The following is a 23,637-nucleotide window of genomic DNA, read 5'->3' as shown; positions in this document are numbered from 1 at the left end:
GATCTTCGAGGCGCCTGCAAGCCAAGGCATGATCCCTGAAAGTGGGTCCCGGTTTCCGGAAAAGATCATGTTGAAACAGTAAGATAGAGCCAATTGCGATCAATCGGAATAGGACCGGCTCTAGAATTGGACCGAAGATGAATTATGCCAACTTTCCTCTCGACAAGAGGATGCCATTGCCGAATTCGGACGCAGGAGACGGCGAAGACTTCATCGATATCGAGCGGCTGCTTGGCATGGCCGCACGGCAGGCCAAGGTGGTTGCCGTGTGTGCCGTCATCGGTCTCTTCCTGGGCCTGCTCTATTTGCAGACAACGCCGCCCAAATATCAGTCGATCGCCAGCGTGCTGATCGACGAGGGCTTGAACAAGATCGTCGACGACATTTCGGCGACGTCGACAACCATGCAGACCGATTCCGCCATCCTGAGCCAGATCGAGATCCTGACCTCGACGCGGCTTGCCGCCGTGGTCGTCGACAAGCTGAAGCTCGACCAGAACGACACGTTCATGAATCCGCCCCAGTCGGCGCTTGCCCAAGGCATAGGCCTCATCCGCGGCCTGATCCAGTATGTCCGCCCCAGCTCTTCCATGCCGGGTGGCGCTGACTTCAGCAAGCTCGACCCGGCCGCCCGCGATGCGCTGATCGCCACGTCGCGCCGCGACTACGCGATCCTCAAGCTGCAGAACGAGATCCGGGCGGAACGCGTCGGCCGAAGCTACGTCATCGCGCTCGGCTATCAGGCGACGGATCCGGCCTTGGCAAACGCCATCACCAAGGCCTATGCCGATGCCTATCTCGCCGATCAGCTCGATGCCAGCTTCGATGCCACCGAGCGGGCTGCGGTCTGGCTGCAGGGCCGGTTGACGGAGCTGCGCCAGAGCTCGCAGGCAGCTTCGCTCGCGGTTGAGAAATTCAGGGCCGAACATGGGCTGGCCGCCAACAGCGATGGCCAGCTGATGAGCGACAAGCAGCTTTCCGACCTCAACGCCCAGCTTATCGTGGCGCAGGCCGACACCGCACGCGCCAGCGCCCGCTACCAGCAGTACAAGGCCATCGTCGACAGCGGCTCCGAAAACGCTTTCAAGGATGCCGCCATATCGAGCGACCAGCCAAGCAGCTCGGTCATATCGGCGCTCAAGACCCGCTACCTCACGGTGGCCAAGCGGCTGCAGGACGTCGAGGCGAATTTCGGCCCCGAGCACCCGCAGGCGGTGGCTCTCTCCAAGGAGAAGGCCGACATATCGACGCAGATTTTCGGCGAGCTGAAGCAGCTGACCGAAAGCTATCGCAACGAATATGAGGTGGCGCAGGCACGCGAGACCGCGCTCAGGGCCAACGTCGCGGCCGCGCAAGGCAAGAGTTCCGTCGACAACCAGACGCAAGTCAAGCTGCGTGAACTCGATCAGCAGGCGACGGCGCTCACCACGCTCTATCAGACATTCCTGGGTCGTTACGAGGAAGCCGCGCAGCAGCAGTCCTTCCCGGTCGGCAAGATCCGCATCATCTCGGACGCGTCGATGCCGATGACGGCCTCAAGCCCGCGCACCATCGTCGTGCTCGGACTTTCGCTGGTGCTTGGCCTGCTGATGGGCGCCGGCTTTGGTGGCCTGAACGAGTTCAACGAACGCTTCTTCAGGACCGGCGAGGACGTGCGCGACCGCGTCAACCTCAAATTCCTCGGCTACCTGCCGACGATCGGCGGCAAGCTCGGCAAGGAAGAAAAGCCGGGCGAGACCCAGGTGGACGCCAAGACCACCCAATCGCTGTCTTCAGCCGAAAAGCGGGCGCGCATGCGGGTCAGCATCGATTCTCCAGCCTCGATGTTCTCCGAAACGCTGCGCAGCGCCAAGATCGCCTTCGATGTCGTGATGGAAGGGCAAGGCAGCCGCGTCATCGGCATCATCTCGGTGCTTCCCGGCGAGGGCAAGTCGACGGTCGCGGCAAATCTCGCCGGCTTGCTTGCCGCCAATGGCTCCAAGACGCTGCTGATCGACGGCGACTTGCGCAATCCCGGCCTCAGCCGAGGCCTTGGCATGGAAACCGAGCAGGGCTTGATGGAAGCGGTGGTCGGCGGCCAGACCTGGCAGTCCGTCGGCAAGATCGACAGGCAGACGAAGCTGGCGATCATCCCGGCGGTGCTGCGCGGTCACTTCTCGCATACCAGCGAACTTCTCTCCTCGGCCGGCATGCGGCGCTTCATCGAGAACGCCAAGGAGACGTTCGAATACATCGTCGTCGATCTGCCGCCGCTCGGACCGGTGGTCGACGCCAAGGCCTTCGCGCCATTGGTCGACGGTTTTGTACTGGTCACCGAGTGGGGGCGCACCCCGCGCGCGATGGTCAGGTCGATGCTGGAATCCGAACCCTATGTCGCCAACAAGATCGTCGGCGCGGTGCTGAACAAGGTCGATTTGAAGAAACTGGCCAAATACGGCTCGTTCGGCGGTTCGGAAAAATTCTTCGATAAATATTCGAGCTACTATCTGGAAAAGTCGGAAGTGCGCGGCAAGGCGCCGGTCTGACGTCGACCGTTGCGCGAGTGGGTCCACTCTGAAGTGTATCGATCTTCAGGCCAGCACACCTGAATATCGTTGCGCGTCAGGAGAAGATCAGCCTGCCTTGCTTGTCGGCGATCCTGACGGCGGTCAGGCGTCCGCTCTGGAAGGCGGCCGTGTCGATGCCGAGCCGGCGCCCTTCGAGCTTCGGGACATCCACCGGCGTATGCCCGTGCACCACCCAGCGGTCGAGCAGGTGCGTTGCCTCGAAGAAGTCCGAACGGATGTTGATCAGGTCATGGTCGGTTTGCGCCGCAAGGTCGACGCCGGGCCTGATGCCGGCGTGGACAAACACGAACTTCCGCGAACGGACCATGATCGGCAGCCCGCGCAGGAAGCTGACGTGATCGTCCGGAATGATCTCCCTTATGCGCCGGTCGATCTGCGCGCTGCTCCCGTAGAGGCTGGTGAGGCGCGCCGGATCGATGCCATAGGAAAACAGGGTTTGCAGGCCGCCCGTCGCCAGCCAGGGTTCGCGGGACAGATTTCCGTCGAGATAGTTCAGCATTGCCACTTCGTGGTTGCCCGCAAGACAAATGCGCTGAAATCCTTTCGGCGGCGGCGCCAGGAGGTGATCGAGCACCCGCGCCGACTGAAACCCCCGGTCGATGTAGTCGCCAAGCATGACGATGATCTTGCGGCTCTGGAAGCGCAGCGAATCGAGCAGGATCTTCTGCTCTAGCGCGCGGAGTTCCTTGTAGCAGCCATGCACGTCGCCGATCGCATAGACGACAGCGTCCTGCATATCGATATCGAGGCGCGGACGCGCCGCGATGCGGGGTTTTCGCTGGAACAGGGTCACGTGCCGGGCGTCTCGAGGCAAGCTCTCATGCCGAAGGCATAAGTGCCTGTTATCATGCCCGAAACGAAGAATTCCGCAATCGTGGAAAATGTAGCTGCGCCGGGTCGGCACCGCCAATGCATGTCGCTCGGAAGTGAGCTCCGTTTTGGGAGAGCGATCCGTGGAACAAAGGCCTGGAGTGGGCCTGAATCCGCTCAGGCGCGACATGCTTTAGGTCGGCGGCTGGGCCGGTCTGCCGGACCGTCGTCAGGCTGCCTTAAGCCGATAACGGAAAACGGTATGGTCGAGCAGCAGCCGGATGCGTGGTTCGGCCTCGGTCGCCACTAGCCAGCTTGCCGCGATCATCGTCGCGCCGACGACCGCCATCGAGAACAGATGCGGCAGACCGGCGCGGACCAGGATGCCGAGCAGGGCCGCGCCGACGACATCGTGCAGCAGGTAGAGCGGATAGGTCATCAGCCCGATCCGGCGCCAGCCGCTCCAGGAGAGGTCGAGCCGCAGCGACCACGCCATCAGCGCAATGCCTATGAGGAAGATGAGGATCGGCGGGGCGAAGGGCATATCCCGCCCGACCTTCAGGACATGAACGTCGACCGAACTGGCGATCTGCAGCACGCCACCGGCCAGGAACAGGGCGCAGAAGGCTAGGCGGGCGGCTGTCACCGCCTTGAAGCGCATCAGCCACAGCATGACGCCGGTGGCGAAGAACACGCCGTGATGCACCAGAAGCAGGTCGAGCGTGCGTGTTTCGGCAAGGTCGGCCCAGTCGAGCGGGTAGTAGAGGCACCAGAACAGCGCGCTGACCAGGCCGATGGCGAGGGCCACAATTTCCATTAGATGGAAGCGGCCGAGCCGCAGCAAGGTCCAGACGACGGCATAGAAGGCGATCTCGATGCCGAGCGTCCAGTAGACGCTGTCCACCCATGGCGCGTAAGGGGCGAACAGGCCGGTGCGGACGAGCCTGACGACGGCATCGGTCGGCCAGCTGAGGCCGACGATCAAAAGCACCGCCGCAGTGACCGGCGCACAGATCCACACGGCCGGCGCCAGCCGTTTCACCCTGGCTTCGAAAAACCGCAGGGGTGTCGACCTTTCGGCGCTGAAGGCGATGACGAAGCCGCTGATGACGAAGAAGATCTGGACGCCGACCCAGCCAGATTCGACCCAGGCGCCTATTGCCGGCTGCGGGGGAACGCCGCCCGTGGCGCGCGCCGAAACACCGTCAGGATACGCCCACACCCAGAAGCCATAGTGGTAGACCATGACCATGACGGCGGCGAGAAAGCGCAGGATGTCGACGCCGCCAAATGTAATCTTCTGCTGAGCCATGCGACCTTTGTCGATGGCCCCCCGCGAACGACTTTAGGGTGCATTGCTGCGTCGCACAATAAAGTATTGCTTGCCGATCGAAAAGGTCGTCCGCGGCCCACCTTCAGTGGCTCAAAGGCCGATCCCACGTTCCTTCAGCGCCGCAGTGATCTCGTCGAGGATGACCGGATCGTCGATGGTTGCCGGCATGGCCCATTCCTCCTTGTCGGCGATCTTCTGCATGGTGCCGCGCAGGATCTTGCCAGATCGCGTCTTGGGCAGGCGCTTGATCGTCACCACCGTCTTGAAGGCGGCGACCGGGCCGATGCGTTCGCGCACCAGGCCGACCACCTCGTTCTCGATGGAGCCGATATCGCGGGTCACACCCGCATTCAGCACCACGAAGCCCAGCGGAACCTGGCCCTTCATGGCGTCGGCAATGCCGATGACCGCGCATTCGGCGACATCGGGATGGGCCGAAAGCACCTCTTCCATGGCGCCGGTCGACAGCCGGTGGCCGGCGACGTTGATGATGTCATCGGTGCGGGCCATGACGTAGAGATAGCCGTCCTCGTCGACCATGCCGGCATCCGCCGTCTTGTAGAAGCCGGGGAACTCGTCGAGATAGGCCTGGCGGAACCGTTGATCGGCATTCCACAGCGTTGGCAGGCAGCCGGCCGGCAGCGGCAGTTTGATCACCACATTGCCCAGCGTGCCGCGCTGCACCTCATGGCCGGCATCGTCGAGAACGCGGATGTCGTAGCCGGGCATCGGCACGCCGGGCGAGCCGTATTTCACCGGCAGCAGGCCAAGGCCGGCGGGATTGATCGTCATCGGCGAGCCGGTCTCTGTCTGCCACCAATGGTCGACCACAGGCACATTCAGCTTCTGCTCCGCCCATTTGATGGTTTCCGGGTCGGCGCGCTCGCCGGCAAGAAACAGCGTGCGGAACTTCGAGAGGTCGTGTTTGGCAATGAACTCGCCCTTCGGGTCCTGCCCCTTGATGGCGCGGAATGCGGTCGGCGCGGTGAACAGCGCGACCACGCCATGCTCCGCTATCACCCGCCAGTAGGTGCCGGCATCGGGCGTGCCGACAGGCTTGCCCTCGAACAGGATGCTGGTGCAGCCATGCAGCAGCGGTCCGTAGACGATGTAGGAATGGCCGACCACCCAGCCGACATCGGATGCCGCCCAGAACACCTCGCCCGGCTTGACGCCGAACTCGTTTTCCATCGTCCATTTCAGCGCGACCATATGGCCGCCATTGTCGCGCACGATGCCCTTGGGCTGACCGGTCGTGCCCGATGTGTAGATGATGTAGAGCGGATCGGTGGCAAGCACCGGAACGCAATCGACATTGGCGCCCGCTGCCCGTTCGCGGGCGACGGCATCGGCGTAGTCGATGTCGAAATGCTCCTTCAACTCGCAGCGCAACTGGTCGCGCTGCAGGATCAGGCAGGCGTCCGGCTTGTGGCGGGAGATCTCGATCGCCTTGTCGAGCAACGGCTTGTAGGCAACGACGCGGCCTGGCTCCAGGCCACAGGATGCCGAAATGATCAGCTTCGGCCTGGCATCGTCGATGCGGGTGGCAAGCTCATGCGAGGCGAAGCCGCCGAAGACCACCGAATGCACCGCGCCGATGCGGGCGCAGGCGAGCATGGCGATGGCCGCCTCGGCCACCATCGGCATGTAGATGATGACGCGGTCACTCTTGCCGATGCTGCGGTTCTTCAGCACCGAAGTCAGCGCGACGACCTCGCGCTTCAGCTCGGCATAAGTGAACTTTTTCACGGTTCCGGCAATCGCACTGTCATGGATCAGCGCGATCTGGTCGGCGCGGCCGCCGGCGACGTGGCGGTCGATGGCATTGTAGCAGGTGTTGCAGGTGGCGCCGGTGAACCAGCGGCCATAGACACCGGCATTGGCGTCGAACACCTTGTCCCAAGGCGAATACCAGTCGATGGCGCCGGCCGCATCCGCCCAGAATTGTTCCGGATCGCGTTTCCAGCCTTCATAGACCTCGTGATAGCGTGAAGCCATCCATACCTCCCCGGGAAATGTTTTTCTTCCTTCCAGATAGCGCGCTCTACCCTTGGCCGCAAATCCACGCCATTGTGACGACGGCATCGACCTGGCGCTTGGGGGCAAGCAGCTATGAACTGCGAGACGGGACTGGGGTGGTGATGTCTGCTGCTGTTCGGATCATCGGGCGCTTTTCGTTATCGTCGGTCATGGGCGCCGTACTTGCTATGTCCACCGGAACCGCTGAAGCCGGCGATGCCGCGGCACGGCACATCATCGGCTTTTCGCCGGATGGCGCTTATTTCGCCTTCGAGCAATATGGAACGCTCGACGCCGGCGCCTCGGACTCCGGCTGGTCTGAGATCGACATCATCGATACCCGTACGGATCGGTTCGTTGGCGGTAAGCCGATCCTCGTCGTCGATGAGACGGAGGAGGCAACACTGACGCTGGAGCAGGCGAGGGCGCAGGCCGCCGCTCAGGCGGCGCCCATTCTCGCCCATTATGCAATCACATCCCCAGCCGAGCAGACAGCGTCCGACAAATTCACCTTTCCGGGTGAAATGGTTGCCTACAACGACATCTCCCGCCTCGAACAGGTGTCGCAGAAATGGCTGTCGCCGCTCCATGGCGAAACGGGCGTTTCGACCATCCAGCTCGACGAGATCCTGGCAGCCAGCACGAGCGATTGTTCGGCGAGTTTCGCAACGACGGAGCAGCGCGACACATCTGGCAAGGCACTCGGCTTCCGGCTGACGCTGCAAGGCCAGGACGGCAAGCCGTTCAAGATCCTGCACGAGGACAAGACCGTGCCGGGCTCAAGAAACTGCCCGACCTCCTACAGCCTGTCGGAATCCTACGAACTTACCCCGGCCGGCAAGCCGGCGGTGATCGTTGTTCTGGTGCAGCGTTTCAGCCAGGGTTTCGAGGGGCGCGATCGCCGCTTCCTCGCGGTGACCGGGGAGCCACGCTGAGAGGTCACGCCCAAGCGCTGGCAGCCGATCTGTCTGAAGGTTGTTTCTAGATCGGCAGGGCCACAAGCATGAGGCCAATGCCGCCAGCGATCAAAATGGCTGTCGCCAGCGTTTTTCTATGACGTTCGAAGCTCGTCGGAGCTCGCTCCCAATTGTAACGCATACGCTATCTCCCCAATACCCAGGCAGGTTTTACCTTACTTAGGGGAAGAAATGCAACGTCCGCTGCCGGCAGCCCGCTGTTTGTCACGTTTCATCGATGACTATTTCTGGGCCGAATGCGGCCGGGAAGACGCAACCGAGCAGGTTCTAACGCGACTGGCGCGGAGAATCTGTCAGCAAAGCCGTTGGTCCCCTGAACTGGGCTCCCGTGATCGGCCGATAGACAGCGCTCCACCTCCGCGCTATCTGATTTCCGGGATGAGCATGGCTTGGAGGGGGCGTGGTGGAAATAGTCTCTGGAACCGTTCTGCGGCTGGCCGAGGATGCCTCGGTGCAGCATGTGGGCGATGGCGCAGTCGTGCTTTTGGCGCGCAGCGGCCAGCTCTATACATGCAACGGCACGACCGAAGCCTTTCTCGACAAGGTGGACGGCGCGCGCAACCTCGACCAGATCGTCGACCTGCTTTGCGAGGAGTTCGAGGTCGACAAGGGGACGCTCGATCAGGACATGGCGGCACTGGCCACGGATCTGATCTCGGAAGGTATCCTCGCCGCGCCAGGTGCTTGATGGCTGACGGCCCGCTCCTGCGCGCTCTTTTTCTCTGCCATCTCTGGGCGAGCGCGCGGCTGATGCCGGTCCTTGTCACCAACCGGAGCTTCGAGGAGGTGCTCAAATGGGCGCCGCTCGCCTCGTCGACGCCCTATCGCGGTCTGCCGTCCGCCTACATCGTCGAGAGCGTCAACCGCACGGTCCGCCATCCCTGGCTGATGCGTGACCGCAGGTGCTTGAGGGAAGGTCTGCTCGGTCATCGTTTCCTGCGACTAGCCGGCTTCGATCCGGACCTGCGCTTCGGCGTCGAACCGCAGTCGATGCAAGCGCAGCGTCTATCGGCGCATTGCTGGGTCTGCCTCGACGGCAAGCCGGTGGTCAGCGACAAGCTTCCCGGCATGGTCGAGATCTATCGTCATCATGCCGATGCCGTAAAGGCGCGTCCCGCTTGACCAGACCTTCAGCCTGCTATGGCCTCAACGGCCTGATCCTTGGCATATCGACCGAGCGCTCCGAGCTGTGGCAGGATTTCGACCGGATGCTGGGCAGCCTGCGCATAGAGGAACCCGTCGCGCCGGACTTTCGTCTTGAGATCACCGAAACAGACACGCTGGACGAGACACCCAATGGATCCCTGGTCTTCGATGGCGAGGTGCCGGAGGATGGTCCCTGCCGGATGATCGAGGATGGCGGCATTGTCCATCTGGTCTTTCCCGGGCGCCAAACCGTTGCGATCAATGGTGGGGAAGGTTGGGCCGAACTCCGGATTAGCACCGGTACGAAAGCCGCCTGGACGCCGTCGATGTTGGTCCTGGATGCCGCGCTCGACGCCGGTGGCCAGCATATGCTGCATACGGCCGGGCTGACCTTGCCTGACCGCGATGCGGTGGTGCTGGTCCACGCCCCGAGCGGCACCGGCAAGACCACGACGTCGCTGGCGCTGGCAACACAGGGCTTTGGCCTCTGCTCCGACGACGCCATGATCCTGAATGTCGCTTCGGGCAAGGTCGTGGCCTGGGGCTTGCCGCGCGCCGTCAAAATCCACCGGAAGACTGCCGAAATGATCCCGCAGGTGGCGCCATGCCTTGGCCAGACGTGGGATCGCAACGGCGAACAGCCGGTCTCGTTAGAACGGTTGGGGGGTATCATCCGGGTGGAAAACGCATCCGCCCGGCCGGTGGCGGCGCTTCTGCATCTGGCGCGTTCCGCCGACGGCCAGACCCGGCTCGTCGCCATGGCCAGGACCGACGCGATGGTGGCGCTGGCAGTCGACAATGTCCGCACCGGCATGACCGGGCTGCTGCCGATGCAGAAGCGCAGGCTGGCGACCATCGCCGGGCTGGTCAATGCGGTGCCGACCTTCCAGCTCGAAGTAGGCGGGCGCCCCGCTGACGCGGCGGCGCTGATCCGCGCTACCCTGGATTGACGTCAAGTCAGGCTACTTGCGGCCTGGCCTTGGCCAATCTCTGAATCCACCGGAAGGCGTCGCGGCGCAGGCGCGAGCCCAGTCTGTCCCTGGAATTGACGCCAAGCAGCGTATTCGTTGTGATCAGCCGCCTGGCCAGCCGTATGGAGAGGTCGGGCTTGATGCGGCCGGCGAGTTCGAGCGCGCGGCTCTCGTCGAACAGCTGGCCGGTCACATTGAGCACGATTGCCAACTCCAGTTCGATGCCGGTCATGCGGGCAGCGTCGAACAGGCGTGCTTCCGCTTCGGGTGATTGCAGCGCCCGCACGGCTTGCAGCACGTCCACGCAAAGCTGCAGGCGGTGGAATTTGTGGCCGCCGGCGGCGTGCACGATGGCGATCGTTAGAAGAGCCGCCGGCGTGTCCGTGGCTTCGCCGTCGATGGCGCGCAATTCAGGGAAACCCAGCGACAGGCGCCGCCGCATGCCGGTGTCATGCACGAGGTCGCCATGCAGTTCGACCAGCAGGCTGGAATTCTCTTTTTCCAGCCATTTGAATTCCTGCAATTCGTAGGATTCGGCCTCGTTGCTGCCAAGCTCGAAGCCGCATGCCGCGATCACCTGGTTTGCCCGCGCCAGGTTGGCGGGTTCGACCAGGATGTCGATATCGGTGAAGGGCCTGTCGGCGACGTTGCGGTAGAGCTTTCGCGCGAAGACGGGTCCCTTGACGATCCGCGCCGGAATATTGTCCGCCGCCAGTCTCTTCATGATGCGGTCGCCATGATACTTCAACAGCATCGACTGGCCGGTGGCGATCGTTGCCTTCTGGCGCAGATCCTCCAGCTTGCCGTGCAGGTCGGCATCCGCTGGCAGCCGCGCGTCCCCGCTGAGCTTGCGCAACATGATCGGCAGCACGCCGTGGAACTCGGCATTGTCGAGCAGCGCCGTCAGCGTCTTTGCCGACAAATCTTCGCCGCCTGCCGCCGCCTCGGGGTCAGCGAAGCGCAGCAAGAGTCTTTCTTCGGCGGAAGTAAGCGGTGGCAGCATCAACCCAGCTAGCATTGCGAGCAAGTCAGGAATGGTTGCAGAAAAGCCTAATGTAAGCCAGCTTTTACATGCCCCAGCGCAGCGCCGCAGTGTGTACCGGCGCGTCCCAGAATGCGGTCGTCTCGTCGTCGAGCATGGTCAGCGTGATCGAGCAGCCGGCCATATCGAGCGAGGTGACGTAGGAGCCGACCAGCGAACGGGTCACCGTCACGCCATGCTTCTCGAAGATTAGCCGTGCGCTGTTGTACATCAGATAGAGTTCCATCAGCGGCGTGCCGCCGAAGCCGTTGACGAACAGCAGCGCCGGGCCTTTCGCTTTGTCGCCGAGATCGCCGAGGATCGCGGCGCAGATCTCCTGCGCGATCGCATCGGCGCTTTTCAGCGCATCGCGCCGGCGGCCGGGCTCGCCATGGATGCCGACGCCGAACTCCATCTCGCCGTCGCCGATATCGAAAGTCGGCTTGCCCGCCGCCGGCACGGTGCAACTGGTCAGCGCCACGCCCATCGAGCGGGTAGCAGCGTTGACGCGGTCGCCAAGCGCCTTCAGCGACGCCAGAGCCAGGCCGTGTTCGGCCGCCGCGCCGACGATCTTTTCCACCACCAGCGTGCCGGCGACGCCACGCCGGCCCGTCGTATAGGAAGAATTCTCGACCGCGACATCGTCATTGGTCACGATCTGCTGGACGCCTTCCGACATTTCGGCCGCCATCTCGAAATTCATGACGTCGCCCTCATAGTTCTTGACGATGAACAGGCAGCCGGCGCCGGTGTCGACGGCCTCTGCCGCCGCCAGCATCTGGTCCGGTGTCGGCGAGGTGAACACCTGGCCGGGGCAGGCGGCGTCCAGCATGCCGTGACCGACAAAGCCGCCATGCAGCGGCTCGTGACCGGAACCGCCGCCGGAGATCAGCGCCACCTTGCCCGGCCGCAAGGTCTTTCGGCGGATGAATTTGTGCGCGTCGCCGAGCATGAGGATGTCGGCATGGGCGGCGACGAAGCCGTCGAGGCTTTCGGTCAGCACCGTGTCCACCGAATTGATAAACTTCTTCACGGCCGTCTCCTCCCGAAATAGGCCAGATAGCAAGTGATCAGCCACTCTTGCCGGTGATGCTGGTGATCTTTTGGATAAAATCGTTCACCGCCTTATCGAGCGCGGCGTTCTGCTTGTCGTCGCCGAAATCCGGCACGATCAGCGAGACATGCCGCGTCTTGCGCATGCCTGATGCGATCGACATCTTGCCTGGATGCGCCTGGTGATAGGCGGCGAGAAACTGGTCGCGCTCGGCCGGGCTGAAATGGCAGACGGAAAATATAGCCGGCAAATGTTTTGACGGAATCGGGATCGAATAGGCAGGACTGGAAATCTGCGTGACGAAGCTGCGGTGCTTGCCGAGCGCATCGGCCAGGCGCTGGCGCATACCGGACGGGCGCTGGTCGATAACCTGCGACAGGATCGTCTTGTAGGCGCGGATCGCCTCTTCGGAACCGGGTTCGGGTGTCCTGTCGACCATGCCGGCCGCGCCTAGACAGAAACGTCCGCGACGGCCGCCTTGGCCATGGCGAGTTGCGCCGGCGCGACGGAAAGATCGCGCAGGCCGGCCTCGATCAGTGACGGGATCGAGGCTGGATCGCCGGCTGCATCGCCGCACAGGCTGACCGGGATCTCTTCCCGCTGGCCAAACGCGGTCACGGCAGCGATCAGCCGCAGCACGGCCGGATGACGGACCGAATTGAGATGCGCCACGGCAGCGTTGTCGCGGGCGGCCGCCATGACATACTGGGTGAGATCATTGGAGCCGATCGAGAAGAAGGCGGCATCGGTAAAGGCTTCCGGTACGATCGCCACCGAAGGCACTTCGACCATGATGCCGAGCGGCGGCATGTTGTGTGCGACGCCGCGTGCGGCAAGTGCAGTCTGCTCTTCGGCGAACATCGCCGCTGCCTGTCGGTATTCCTCCACAATGGCGATCATAGGGAACATCACTTTCAGGCTGCCATGGACAGCGGCGCGCAGCAGCGCCCGGATCTGTACACGAAACACCTCGGGTCTTGCCAGCGACAGCCTGATCCCGCGCAGGCCGAGAAACGGATTGCTCTCCTCGACCGTAAAGCCGGGCACCGGCTTGTCGCCGCCGGCGTCAACGGTGCGGATCGTCACCGGTTTTTCACCGGCCCACTCCAGCACCTTGCGATAGGCGCGATACTGCGTCTCCTCATCCGGCAGCGTCTTGCCGAACAGGAATTCGGTGCGCATCAACCCGACTCCGTCGCAGGTCGTAATGTCGATGAGGTCGACATCGGACGGGTCGGCGATGTTGACCTGCACGCGCACCGCCGTGCCGGCCTTAGTCACCGCCGGTCGTGCCAGGAACGTCCCGGCCCGGTCGCTGCGCGCCCGGAATGATGAGGACGATTGGCGAAAAGCAGCGATTTCAGTCTTGGAGGGTGACAGCACGATGCCGCCATGTTCGGCGTCGAGCAGCGCTGTGCCGGTTAGACGAGCCAGCGAAGTGCCCAACCCGACAACCATCGGCACGCCGCGCGAACGCGCCAGCATGGCGACGTGGCTGGCGGTGCTGCCCGCCTTCAGTGCGATGCCGCCGCCGCGGCTCCAGTCGGTTTCGAGAAAACGCGTCGGCGCGATATCCCAGCCGTAGAGGATGGCGCCGGTTGGCGCCTGGACGTCGCCATCCTCGGACAGCGCCCGCAGCACCTGGTCCCTGATATCGCGTATGTCGGCGGCCCGTGCGCGGAAATAATCCTGGTCTGAAGCGTCGTAGCCGGCAATCTCGGTATCAAGCGCTTGCCGCCAGGCTTTGTCGGCTGGCAGGCCGGTGCGGATCGCGGCAAAGGCCGGGCTGCTCAGCGCATCGTCTTGCAGCATGGCGATCTGAAACTCGAGAATGTCGGCGGCATCGCCCTCGGCCATCTCGCTCAATGCGGTGAGACGGCTTGTCGCGACGGCGATTGCGGCTTCGAGCGCGGCCTTCTCGTCGTCGGCTGTTTGTTTGCCGACATAGGATACGACAGTCTGGTCGAGGTCGAACAGTGGCCCCTCGGCATAGCCGGCCGACGCCGAAATGCCTTGCAGTCTAAGCGGTTCGGACATGGTCCGCGCCTTCGTCGAAATCGCGCCGCACCAGTTCGACCAACGCGTCGACGGCATCATTGGCGCCGTCACCGCTGGCCCTGATGTGCAGCACGGTGCCCTTCGGCGCCTTGGCCGCCATCACCTTGACGATGCTCTTGGCGTCGAACCATGGCCCATTGGCGGCGAGCGCGATCTCCACCTCGGCGGCAAAACTCTTGGCCAGCTTGGTGAACTTCACCGAAGGACGCGCGTGCAGACCCACCTCGTGGGTGATCACAACGGTCGCTTCGGCGGATGCGGACATGTCTTTCAAAATTCCCGTTCGTTCACGACGGCGACAATTCATGTGCCGTCGCCACCACTTCCCGCAGCGAGGCGCCGCCGGAGGCCTCGGTCGCTGCCATCACCGCGCCTTCGACGATCGGCGCGTTGCAGACTATGATCTTGTGCGAGCGTGGCTCGCCGATCATCTCCACCGCCATTTCCGAGTTGGTCTCGGCGCCGCCGAGATCGACCAGAATGGCGACACCGGCTTCCGACCAGGCCTTGTCGATGGCGCCCATGATCGCCTCGACATTGGTACCGAGCCCGCCATGGCCGTTTCCGCCGCACCATGCAAGCGGCACTTCGTCGCCCACCATCTGCCGCACCATGTCGGCCGTGCCCTCGGCAACCAGCGGCGAATGCGAGACGATGACGATGCCGACATTGCTCATGCGCTTTCCCCGAGGCTGTGCGCCACTGTGCGCACCAGCAGCGCGGTTGAGCGCGCGCCGGCGTCCATATGACCGATCGATCGGTCGCCCAGGAACGAGGCGCGGCCACGCAAGGCTTTCATAGGCACGGTCGCGTCGGCCGCGGCGTCGGCGATATCGGCGATTTCAAGAGCTGTCTTTCCCTGCAGCAGCGCGTCATGCACCGGCTGCAGCACGTCGAGCATGGTTTTTTGTCCGATCTGCGATTTGCCGCGTGCTGCCACAGCTTCGATCGCCTTGCCGAACGCCGCCGTCAGATTGGCGCGATCGGGTTTCGCCGAAATCTCCTTGCCGAGTGCCAGGAACAGGGTGCCGAACAGCGGGCCGGAGGCGCCGCCGACCGTCATCACCAGCTTGGTGCCGATCGCCTTCAGGGCATCGGGCAGCGGTTTGGCCGAAAATGCTTCGGCTTCGGCGCGCACGGCCTCGAAGCCGCGCTTCATGTTCAGCCCGTGGTCGCCGTCGCCGATCGCCTGGTCGAGCGCCGTCAATTCCTCGGCGTTCGCGGCGATCGTATCCGCGGCGGCCGCGATCAGCCGGGCAAGGTTCAACGCCGCCATGTCACCCGCATTCCCGGTTTCCATCTTGCCGGCAGTATCGAAAGAACGGTCATTCGACAACTGGAGCATACGTCAGGCCGCTTCATGCAATGCCGCGGCCGCCGCGAAGACTTCGGCCACCGCGTGAGCGCCGGGGTCGACCACACCTTGCAGCTTGCTGCCGACATAGGCCGACCGCCCGGCTTTTGCCTTGTCCATGGCGGCCGTGGCCTCGGCACCATGGCGGGCTGCTGTTGCCGCCTCCTCCAGGCCGTTCGCGTCGAGTGCTTTGAGCGCCGGCTCCAGCGCATCGACCATGGTTCTATCGCCAATTCTGGCGCCGCCATAAAAGGTCATCCGTTCAAGGCCGGCAAGCAGCGCTCTGGGCAGGCTCGCGCCGCCGCCCAGAGCCTGCGCCGCCGCCGTGAAGAAGATCGACAGCAGCACGCCGCTGGAGCCGCCCATCGACGCGCTCAGAATGTCGCCTATCGCGCCAAGGGTGGCTGCAGGCTCGGCAAGCGGCAGCGTGTCGAGCCGCTCGAGAACACTGCGCGCGCCGGTCGCCACCGTCGAACCGGTGTCGCCGTCGCCTGTTTTGGCGTCCAGTCCGTTCAAAGTCGCTTCGAGCGCGATCAGCCTTTCGCAGGTGGTAACGAGAAGAGACCGGGTCCGCGCATCCTGGCTGGGCTTGCGTGCCACGCTTTGTCCGGCCGCTTTCGCCATCGGCACGACGGCAGGTGAAACAACCGGCTTTGCCGGTATCCAGGCATGCGGGCCGACCGGCGCCTGCAAGGCGGTTTCGCGCGCCGCATCCAGCCGGATCAGCGACAGCGAGAAGCCGTTCATGTTGAGCGCCGTCATCAGCGGGCCCGGGCCGATCGCCAGTTTGATGGTTTTAGCCAACGGCGAGGCAAGCACCGCATTGGCGATAACGGACATTTCGAGCGGCGGCACGGAACCGAGATTGTTGATCAGCAAGGCGTAGGTGGCCTTGGGATCAAGCCGCTTCGCAAGGCGCTCCGCCATGATCGCCACCAGCCTGTCGGCGCTCTGCACCGCAATCCGCTCGACGCCCGGCTCGCCGTGAATGCCAAGGCCGAGTTCGCCATCATTCTCGCCAAATCTGTCTTCGTGCGGCTGGCCCGGGATCGAGCAGGACGACAGCGACATGCCGAGCGAAACGATGTCCTTGGCCGCCGCCCGCGCCGCTGCCGCGATTTCAGCCAGATCGTGGCCGGCTTCCGACAGGTGGCCTGATATCTTGTGCACGAACAAGGTGCCGGCAACGCCGCGCGGCTGGGTGATGTCAGGCAAAGCGATATCGTCGGCGACAATGACCATCTCGACACGAAACCCTTCGGCGCGCGCCTTCTCTGCCGCCAGGCCGAAATTGAGACGGTCGCCGGTGTAGTTCTTGACGATCAGCAGGCAGCCGGCCGGGCCGGTGACCGCGCGAATGGCCGCCAGCACCGCTTCGACGCTTGGCGAGGCAAAGATCTCGCCCGAAACCGCCGCCGTCAGCATGCCCCTGCCGACGAAGCCGGCATGTGAAGGCTCGTGCCCGGCCCCGCCGCCGGAGACGACACTGACTTTCGTCTTGTGCCAGTCGGCGCGCAGGACGACCTTGATCTCGGGATAGCCGTCGAGGCGCGCGAGATCGATTGATCCGGTGGTCCTTAACAGGCCGTCGAGCGCCTCGGTGACGATCGTTTCCCTGCGGTTGAAAAAGTGCTTCATCGAATTCGTCCCGTACTCGAAAAATCAAAACCGGTGCTGAATCACCGAAAACCGCTCACATCAATCGCTGTCCATCGGCGCCGAAATACAGCGGCGCCCGGTAGCGGATCACCACTTTGTCGCCCTGCGCCAGATCCGTGTCGGGATCGGTCAGCGTCACCAGTTTCTTGGTGCCTACCGTCACATGCAAATGGTTTTGGTCACCGAGATGCTCGACCCAGTCGACAACGCCGTCAGCATGGCCATTCGCGGCCTTCGCGATCGTCAGATGCTCGGTGCGCGCGCCGATCGTCTTGGTGCCGGCCGGTGCGCCGCCGTCAGGCAGCAGCCCGGTCGGCAGAAGATTGATCGCCGGCTGGCCGAGCCTCGCCGCGACATGCAGGTTTGCCGGCTCTGAATAGATGGTGCGCGGCGAGCCGATCTGCACCAGCACGCCCTCGGTGAGGATGCCGATGCGGTCTGCCATCGTCATCGCCTCGATCTGGTCGTGGGTGACGTAGAGCATGGTGGCGCCGAGCTCGGTCTGGATGCGCTTCAGCTCGAGCCGCAGATCCGCCCGCAGCTTGGCGTCGAGCGATGACAGCGGCTCGTCCATCAGATAGATGGACGGTTTGCGCACCAGCGCGCGGCCGATGGCGACGCGCTGCATTTCGCCGCCCGAAAGCTTGGTCGAGCGGTTGGCGAGCTTGTGATGGATGCGCACCATCTTCGCCACCTCCTCGACCCGGCGGCGGATCTGGTCTTCCGGCATTTTCCGCGCCGGCGAGCGCAGCGGAAAGGCGAGATTGTCGAACACCGACAGATGCGGATAGAGCGAATATTGCTGGAAGACGAAGGCGGTGTCGCGCTCGGCCGGCGACAGCGTCGTGGCATTGTGTCCGCCGATCTCGATCGTGCCGCTGTCCGGCCGTTCCAACCCGGCGATGAGCCGCAGCGTCGTCGTCTTGCCGGCCCCGGTTGGCCCGAGCAGCACGACGAATTCACCATCTGCTATGTGCAGGTCGAGGCCGTCGACGGCGACATGGTCGCCGAAACTCTTGGTCACGTTCTTGATGTGCACCTCAGCCATGCTGGGGCCTCCGTTCCGAGGCGACATCGTGGATCGCGGTTCTCACCGCGCGGCCCGATCCCTTCTCGAACAGCGACAGGCGCGCGCTGCTCAGCGTCAGGCCGACATGGTCGCCGGTGGCGAGCCGGATTTCGGCCGGTACGCGTGCCTTGATGATGCCATCCGCCGTCTCCACCGCGACGATCTGCGTGGTGCCGAGATATTCGGTGCCGTAGATGGCGCCGCGCAATTTTGAGGCGTCGTCGAAGCGGATGTGTTCAGGGCGGATGCCGAGCGCCATGTCGCCAGGTGCGATGTCCTCGCGCACCTCCGGCACCGCGACCTTCGCGCCTTGCACGATGATCTCCCTGGCGCCCTTGGCGAGCCCGCCGCCAAATCCCAAAAAGTTCATCGGTGGCGAGCCGATGAAGTCGGCGACGAACATGGTCGCCGGGCGGTCATAGATTTCGCGCGGGCTTCCGAACTGCTCGATGACGCCATGGTTCATCACCGCGATCTTGTCGGCCATCGACATCGCTTCCATCTGGTCGTGCGTGACATAGACCGTCGTGGCGTGGATGCGGTTGTGCAGTTCGCGCAGCTCGTGGACCATCAAATCGCGGAATTCGGTGTCAAGGGTTCCCAGCGGCTCATCCATTAGGAAGCATTTTGGCCGCCGCACGATGGCGCGGCCGAGCGCGACGCGCTGGCGGTCGCCGCCGGCAAGTCCGGAGACGGATTTGTTGAGCAGATGGTCGATGCGCAGCAGCTTCGCCGTTTCCTCGACCCGCGTGCGGATTTCGGCCGAAGGCATGCCTTGCGCCAGCAGCGGGAAGCCGATGTTCTTGCGCACATTCATGTGCGGGTAGAGCGCGAACAGCTGGAAGACGAAGGCGATGTCGCGCTCGCGGGCCCGCAGCATGGTAACGTCGTCGCCGCCGAGCAGGATTTGGCCGCCGGTCGGCAGCTCAAGCCCCGCGATCATGCGCAAGGTCGTCGTCTTGCCGCAGCCGGACGGGCCGAGCATGACGAAGAACTCGCCATCCTCGACGACGAAGTTGGAATCCTGCACGGCGACGAAATCGCCGAAAGCCTTTCTCAGGTGCTGGACACGGATTTCGGCCATGATTATTCCGGGAACTTGGAGACGATGATGAACATCACGGTGCCAGCGAGCATGGTGATGAAGGAGTAGGTGTAGAGCGACAGCGCGAAGGGCTGGAACAGCATCAGGAAGCCGATGGCGATCAGCGCTGTCGCGATGTTTTCCATCAGCCCGCGCCGTGCCCAGGCCGGCCAGCGCGATTTGCGGTTCCCAGGCTTGGTCAAGCTCATTTGCGCACCGCGCCGAAGGTGATGCCGCGCAGCAATTGCTTGCGAAGCAGGATGGTGAAAACCAGGATCGGCACCAGGAAGATCGTCGTGCCGGCCGCGACCGCCGGCCAGTCCTGGCCGCCTTCGCCGATGATGGTCGGGATGAAGGGCGGCGCGGTCTGCGCCGTGCCGGAGGTCAGGAGAGCTGCGAACGCATACTCGTTCCAGGCGAAGATCAGGCAGAAGATGGCGGTCGCGGCTATGCCGGTCGTCGCCTGCGGCAGCACGGTGCGCCAGAAGGCCTGCAGCCGCGTGTAGCCGTCGATCATTGCCGCTTCTTCATATTCGCGCGGGATCTCGTCGATGAAGCCCTTCAGCAGCCAGACAGCCAGCGACACATTGACCGCCGTGTAGAGCAGGATCATGCCGAGCGCGGTGTCCGACAGGCCAAGCTCGCGGTACATCAGATAGATCGGAATGGCGACGGCGATCGGCGGCATGAAGCGCGTCGACAGGATGAAGAACAGGAGGTCGTCGGCGAGCGGCACCTTGAAGCGTGAGAAGCCGTAGGCCGACAGCGTGCCTAGGAACACGGCGCAGAAGGTCGAACCGAAGGCGATGATCAGCGAATTGACGAAGCGCGGCAGGAAGTTGGACGGACCGGCGATCACCATGTTGCGCTTGCGCGTGGTCTCGTCGCAGAAGCCCGTCGCCGGGCCCAGCGAGTTGATGTATTCCGGCGTCTGCCGGGTCCGCGTCGTGAACAAATTGCAGTAGCCCTCGAGGCTGGGCTGGAACAGGATCTTGGGCGGATACGCGATTGAATCCGGCGGCGTCTTGAAGCTGGTGGCGAAGATCCACAGCAGCGGCACGATCGAGATCAGTGCGTAAAGCACGATGATCGTGCCGGCGATCCGTTTCGAGTTGCTGCTCGGTGCGACGACCGAATGGGCTGTGGTCAGGCTCATCTCTGCTTCACCTTGTTGAGCGCCTTGACGTAGATGTTGGCCAGGCCGAACACCGCCACGAAAAGGATGATGGCGAAGGCCGAGGAATAACCGGTGCGCCAGCTTTCGAAAGCCTGCCGCTTCAGCGTTATCGAGGCGACCTCGGTCGTCGAGCCCGGCCCGCCGCCGGTCAACAGATTGACCATGTCGAACATCTTGAAGTTCTCGATGCCGCGAAACAGCACCGCCAGCATGATGAAGGGCAGCGCCATCGGCAGCGTGATCGACCAGAACTGCCGCCAGTTGGAGGCGCGGTCGACCTCGGCCGCCTCGTAGATGTATTCGGGGATGGAGCGGAGGCCCGCGAGGCAGATCAGCATCACGTAGGGCGTCCACATCCAGGTATCGACGATGATGATCGACCAGGGCGCCAGCGACACGTTGGAGAGCATCTGGATATCGGTCGGCGGGATCCTCGTGACAAAGGAGATCGCATAGGCGAACAGGCCGATCTGCGGCTCGTAGAGGAAGCGCCAGAAATTGCCGACCACCGCCGGCGACAGCATCATCGGCACCAGGATCAGCGTCGTCCAGAAAGCGTGGCCGCGGAACTTCCTGTCGATCAGCCAGGCCAGCGTGAAGCCGATCAGCGTCTGCAAAAGGATCGTCCAGAACACGAAATGCGCGGTCGTCTGCATGGCGATCCAGATATCCTTGTCGCCGAGGATGCGCTGGTAGTTGGCAAGGCCGAGATTTTTCACCACCTCGTTCGGGCGGTTGGCCCGGTAGTTGGTGAACGACAGATAGATCGCCCAGAACAGCGGGAAGATGTTGATGGCCAGCAGCAACAGGATCGTCGGCGAGATGAACAGCCAGGCGAGGCCCTTGTCGCTGATGCCCCGGACCTTGCGGGCCAACGGTTCCGGGGTCGCCCGGGCAACGTTCTCCGCGGTCCGATTGAGCATGATGAGTCCTGCTTCGGTCACTTGGTCGTCTCTGTCATGGAATTTATCTGAACTGCATCCCGTGCCAAGGGGCGGCACGGGATGCTTGGCTTAGCTCGGGAGGAGCTGGTTACATCTTGCCATCGTCCTGGAAGACCTGGGTCCAGTCCTTGACCAGGCCGTCGAGCGCATCCTTGGCCGAACCCTGGCCGGCGACGACATAGTCGTGGAAGCGTTTCTGCGAAGCCTGCAGCAGCGGGGCGTAGCTCGGCTCGGCCCAGAAGTCCTTCACGATTGCCATCGAGTCGAGGAAGGTCTGCGCGTAGGGCTGGCTGGCCGGGAACTTCGGATTCTTGACCACCGCGTTGAGGCACGAATAGCCGCCGAGCGACCACCATTTGGCCTGCACGTCCTTGTTGGCGAACCACTTGATGTATTTCAGCGCCGCCTCCTGCTTGTCGGAATAGGACACCACGGAGATACCCTGGCCGCCGAGCTGGGCGAACTGCTCGCCGTCGGGACCCTTCGGGTTGACGAAGTAACCGATCTTGTCGCCGCCTACATTCTCGTCCTTCTGCAGGCCCGGCCATGTGAAGGCGAAGTTCATGTGCATCGCCACCTGGCCGGATTTGAAGGCATCGACGCCTTCGCCCATGTAGCTGTTCGAGGCACCGGGCGGCGTGCAGCAATCATAGAGCGCCTTGTAGAACTCCAGCCCCTTGACCGACTTGTCGGAGTTGACGAAGCCTTCCATTTCATAGGGCTTCTTGGGGTTTTCGTATTGGAAGCCATAGCTGTAGAGCACGTCCATGGCGCCCATGGTGATGCCTTCGGAGCCGCGCTCGGTGTAGATCGAGGCGCCATAGACGGTCTTGCCGTCGATCTCGCGCTTCTGGAAGAACTCGGCGACCTGCTTCAACTGGTCGAAAGTGGTTGGCGGGCCGAGATCCCAACCGTACTTCTCCTTGAATTCCTTCTGCAGCTCCGGCTTGGAGAACCAGTCCTTGCGGTAGGTCCAGCCGACGACGTCGCCCATGGCCGGCAGCGCCCAGTAGTTCGGCGTGTTCTTCGGCCATTCCGAATAGCCGACGACGGTTGCCGGCACAAAATCGTCCATGCTGATCTTCTCCTTGTCGAAGAAGTCGTTCAGCTTGACGTAATGGCCGTTCTCGGCAGCGCCGCCGATCCACTGGCTGTCGCCGATGATCAGGTCGCACAATTTGCCGTGCGAGTTGAGCTCGTTGAGGAAACGGTCGGCATAGTTGGTCCACGGCACGAACTCGAATTTCATGCCGATACCGGTTTCCTTGGTAAAATCCTTGGACAGTTCGACAAGCGCGTTGGCCGGGTCCCAGGCGGCCCAGCACAGGGTCAGGTCTTCAGCGTGCGCGACGTTCGCGACGGCTGTCGACGCTGTGATCGCCGAGGTCAGTCCCAACGCCAGTTTCAAGCTCGATTTCATGACTTCCTCCCATTTGCGAAACGCGCCCGGATGACGGTTTCAAAAAGCCCTCAACCCCTCTCCTCAGGGGCCCAAACATGGCGGCGCGGTTGCGCTGCAGATGTTTAGTAATTTGTTTAGTGATGCAATTTTTACTAAACAAGGCAAGCGAATTCGTTGCTGCGCCGCAGCATGCTTATGGCGATGTCTGAAAACGTTGGGAAAAGCGCGGACCGCTGGCCGGCTTACCGAAGCTGTTCAGGCCGATTCTGACCGGGACGTGGGGCAGCCTCGGCTTTCAATCTACCCTTCTGGTGCTCACCATCACCTTGCGGATCGCCGGCGCCGGCGGCAGCAGCGCGCGGATATCGGCGAACGGGAACGACGGTTCGAAACGGAAGGCTTCGGCCGATGAGCCTTGCGCGCCGTTGCACTGGCCGGCGCGAAAGGCGTTCTGTGTCCGCGCAATGTCGACGAAGCGGTCGGGATCCTGCGACTGATGCATACGGATCGCCTCGGCCTTGACGTCGGCATGGGCGGAAATGTCGACATAGTGCGTCGGCGAGAAACCGGTGCCGCCCATCGTGTCGGCATGCAGCACCGGGACGGCGAAAGACGCCGCGATGCGCACGCCGTCCGACAGTGCGCGATGGTCGGCGTGATAGTCGTTGGGCGCATGCGTGACCACCAGATCCGGGCCGATTTGACCGATCAGTGCTTTCAGAGCTCCGATCAGCGCTGCATCGGCCACCAGCTCGCCGTCCGGGAAGTCGAGGAAGCGTGGCACTGCGCCTACCAGCGCGGCCGCGGCCGTTGCTTCGTCGCGACGGACACGAGCGAGAACAGCGGGATCACTTGTGCCGCCCCTGGCACCATCCGTGGCCATGGCAAAAGTGAGTTCTGCGCCTTGCGCGGCATAGGCGGCCATCGTACCGAACATGAAGATCTCGATGTCGTCCGGATGCGCACCGAGCGCCAGGATTTTCAAACCACTC

Annotated in this window: 23 protein-coding genes; 5 read left to right on the top strand and 18 right to left on the bottom strand. The window is 63.2% G+C overall.

Translation table 11 applies throughout. The features are described from left to right. Positions 1–137: 137 nt before the first annotated feature. The gene (locus RPF88_RS19665; protein ID WP_024501825.1) at positions 138–2,525 is read left to right on the top strand and encodes a polysaccharide biosynthesis tyrosine autokinase; all 2,388 of its coding nucleotides are present in this window, start codon (positions 138–140) and stop codon (positions 2,523–2,525) included. 76 nt (positions 2,526–2,601) lie between these two features. On the opposite strand, the gene RPF88_RS19660 is transcribed toward RPF88_RS19665, so the two are convergent. The 3 genes from RPF88_RS19660 to RPF88_RS19650 all read right to left on the bottom strand — a co-directional run bounded on the left by RPF88_RS19660 (position 2,602) and on the right by RPF88_RS19650 (position 6,708). Next, positions 2,602–3,360: a metallophosphoesterase family protein gene (locus RPF88_RS19660; protein ID WP_013528097.1), complete on the bottom strand. Its 759-nt coding sequence runs from the start codon at positions 3,358–3,360 to the stop codon at positions 2,602–2,604. Between the two features lie 246 nt (positions 3,361–3,606). Further along, positions 3,607–4,689, bottom strand: a complete 1,083-nt coding sequence (locus RPF88_RS19655) for an acyltransferase family protein (protein ID WP_224673701.1) — start codon at positions 4,687–4,689, stop codon at positions 3,607–3,609. Positions 4,690–4,800: 111 nt separating this feature from the next. After that, the gene (locus tag RPF88_RS19650; RefSeq protein WP_337123003.1) at positions 4,801–6,708 is read right to left on the bottom strand and encodes a propionyl-CoA synthetase; all 1,908 of its coding nucleotides are present in this window, start codon (positions 6,706–6,708) and stop codon (positions 4,801–4,803) included. Positions 6,709–6,851: 143 nt separating this feature from the next. On the opposite strand from RPF88_RS19650, the gene RPF88_RS19645 reads away from it, so the two are divergent. The 4 genes from RPF88_RS19645 to RPF88_RS19630 all read left to right on the top strand — a co-directional run bounded on the left by RPF88_RS19645 (position 6,852) and on the right by RPF88_RS19630 (position 9,802). Then, positions 6,852–7,664 carry a DUF2259 domain-containing protein gene (locus RPF88_RS19645; protein WP_224673703.1) on the top strand — a complete coding sequence of 271 codons (813 nt, stop codon included), beginning with the start codon at positions 6,852–6,854 and terminating at the stop codon, positions 7,662–7,664. 445 nt (positions 7,665–8,109) lie between these two features. Then, complete coding sequence (locus tag RPF88_RS19640) at positions 8,110–8,394, top strand: PqqD family protein (RefSeq protein ID WP_013528093.1); 285 nt, start codon at positions 8,110–8,112, stop codon at positions 8,392–8,394. Continuing rightward, positions 8,394–8,828 carry a lasso peptide biosynthesis B2 protein gene (locus tag RPF88_RS19635; protein ID WP_224673704.1) on the top strand — a complete coding sequence of 145 codons (435 nt, stop codon included), beginning with the start codon at positions 8,394–8,396 and terminating at the stop codon, positions 8,826–8,828. The genes RPF88_RS19640 and RPF88_RS19635 overlap by 1 nt, the downstream gene beginning before the upstream one ends. Continuing rightward, positions 8,825–9,802 (top strand): serine kinase, encoded by a 978-nt coding sequence (locus tag RPF88_RS19630; RefSeq protein WP_337123000.1) that lies wholly within the window; start codon positions 8,825–8,827, stop codon positions 9,800–9,802. The genes RPF88_RS19635 and RPF88_RS19630 overlap by 4 nt, the downstream gene beginning before the upstream one ends. A 7-nt stretch (positions 9,803–9,809) precedes the next feature. On the opposite strand, the gene RPF88_RS19625 is transcribed toward RPF88_RS19630, so the two are convergent. The 15 genes from RPF88_RS19625 to RPF88_RS19555 form a co-directional block, all read right to left on the bottom strand. Then, positions 9,810–10,826 (bottom strand): nucleotidyltransferase family protein, encoded by a 1,017-nt coding sequence (locus RPF88_RS19625; RefSeq protein WP_337122999.1) that lies wholly within the window; start codon positions 10,824–10,826, stop codon positions 9,810–9,812. Positions 10,827–10,890: 64 nt separating this feature from the next. Further along, positions 10,891–11,877 carry a dihydroxyacetone kinase subunit DhaK gene (dhaK, locus tag RPF88_RS19620; RefSeq protein WP_337122998.1) on the bottom strand — a complete coding sequence of 329 codons (987 nt, stop codon included), beginning with the start codon at positions 11,875–11,877 and terminating at the stop codon, positions 10,891–10,893. 37 nt (positions 11,878–11,914) lie between these two features. After that, positions 11,915–12,337, bottom strand: coding sequence for a hypothetical protein (locus RPF88_RS19615; protein ID WP_013528088.1), 423 nt, complete (start codon positions 12,335–12,337; stop codon positions 11,915–11,917). Between the two features lie 11 nt (positions 12,338–12,348). Next, positions 12,349–13,935 carry a phosphoenolpyruvate--protein phosphotransferase gene (gene ptsP, locus RPF88_RS19610; RefSeq protein WP_127384624.1) on the bottom strand — a complete coding sequence of 529 codons (1,587 nt, stop codon included), beginning with the start codon at positions 13,933–13,935 and terminating at the stop codon, positions 12,349–12,351. Then, the gene (locus RPF88_RS19605; protein WP_013528086.1) at positions 13,919–14,221 is read right to left on the bottom strand and encodes an HPr family phosphocarrier protein; all 303 of its coding nucleotides are present in this window, start codon (positions 14,219–14,221) and stop codon (positions 13,919–13,921) included. The genes ptsP and RPF88_RS19605 overlap by 17 nt, the downstream gene beginning before the upstream one ends. Before the next feature lie 22 nt (positions 14,222–14,243). Beyond that, positions 14,244–14,633 (bottom strand): dihydroxyacetone kinase phosphoryl donor subunit DhaM, encoded by a 390-nt coding sequence (gene dhaM, locus RPF88_RS19600; protein WP_013528085.1) that lies wholly within the window; start codon positions 14,631–14,633, stop codon positions 14,244–14,246. Further along, positions 14,630–15,232 (bottom strand): dihydroxyacetone kinase subunit DhaL, encoded by a 603-nt coding sequence (gene dhaL, locus RPF88_RS19595; RefSeq protein ID WP_063170451.1) that lies wholly within the window; start codon positions 15,230–15,232, stop codon positions 14,630–14,632. Before dhaL ends, dhaM begins: the two co-directional genes overlap by 4 nt. A 72-nt stretch (positions 15,233–15,304) precedes the next feature. Next, the gene (locus tag RPF88_RS19590) at positions 15,305–16,948 is read right to left on the bottom strand and encodes a dihydroxyacetone kinase subunit DhaK (RefSeq protein ID WP_337122994.1); all 1,644 of its coding nucleotides are present in this window, start codon (positions 16,946–16,948) and stop codon (positions 15,305–15,307) included. A 55-nt stretch (positions 16,949–17,003) separates the two neighbouring features. After that, positions 17,004–18,017: an ABC transporter ATP-binding protein gene (locus RPF88_RS19585; RefSeq protein ID WP_013528082.1), complete on the bottom strand. Its 1,014-nt coding sequence runs from the start codon at positions 18,015–18,017 to the stop codon at positions 17,004–17,006. Then, positions 18,010–19,122, bottom strand: a complete 1,113-nt coding sequence (locus tag RPF88_RS19580) for an ABC transporter ATP-binding protein (protein WP_063171099.1) — start codon at positions 19,120–19,122, stop codon at positions 18,010–18,012. The genes RPF88_RS19585 and RPF88_RS19580 overlap by 8 nt, the downstream gene beginning before the upstream one ends. A 2-nt stretch (positions 19,123–19,124) precedes the next feature. Beyond that, positions 19,125–19,331, bottom strand: coding sequence for a hypothetical protein (locus RPF88_RS19575; protein ID WP_013528080.1), 207 nt, complete (start codon positions 19,329–19,331; stop codon positions 19,125–19,127). After that, positions 19,328–20,278 carry a carbohydrate ABC transporter permease gene (locus RPF88_RS19570; RefSeq protein WP_013528079.1) on the bottom strand — a complete coding sequence of 317 codons (951 nt, stop codon included), beginning with the start codon at positions 20,276–20,278 and terminating at the stop codon, positions 19,328–19,330. Before RPF88_RS19570 ends, RPF88_RS19575 begins: the two co-directional genes overlap by 4 nt. Continuing rightward, on the bottom strand, positions 20,275–21,222 hold the full coding sequence (locus RPF88_RS19565; RefSeq protein ID WP_013528078.1) for a carbohydrate ABC transporter permease: 948 nt from the start codon (positions 21,220–21,222) through the stop codon (positions 20,275–20,277). The genes RPF88_RS19570 and RPF88_RS19565 overlap by 4 nt, the downstream gene beginning before the upstream one ends. A gap of 109 nt (positions 21,223–21,331) precedes the next feature. Then, a complete protein-coding gene (locus tag RPF88_RS19560; protein WP_337122989.1) occupies positions 21,332–22,663 on the bottom strand; it encodes an ABC transporter substrate-binding protein in 1,332 nt (443 codons plus the stop codon). Between the two features lie 277 nt (positions 22,664–22,940). Then, positions 22,941–23,630 (bottom strand): PIG-L deacetylase family protein, encoded by a 690-nt coding sequence (locus tag RPF88_RS19555; protein WP_337122988.1) that lies wholly within the window; start codon positions 23,628–23,630, stop codon positions 22,941–22,943. Positions 23,631–23,637 lie beyond the last annotated feature (7 nt).

The sequence above is a fragment of the Mesorhizobium sp. ISC11 genome (assembly GCF_037162595.1).
GTDB classification, from domain to species: Bacteria; Pseudomonadota; Alphaproteobacteria; order Rhizobiales; family Rhizobiaceae; genus Mesorhizobium; species Mesorhizobium ciceri.
This window is presented reverse-complemented; position numbering and strand designations above follow the sequence as displayed.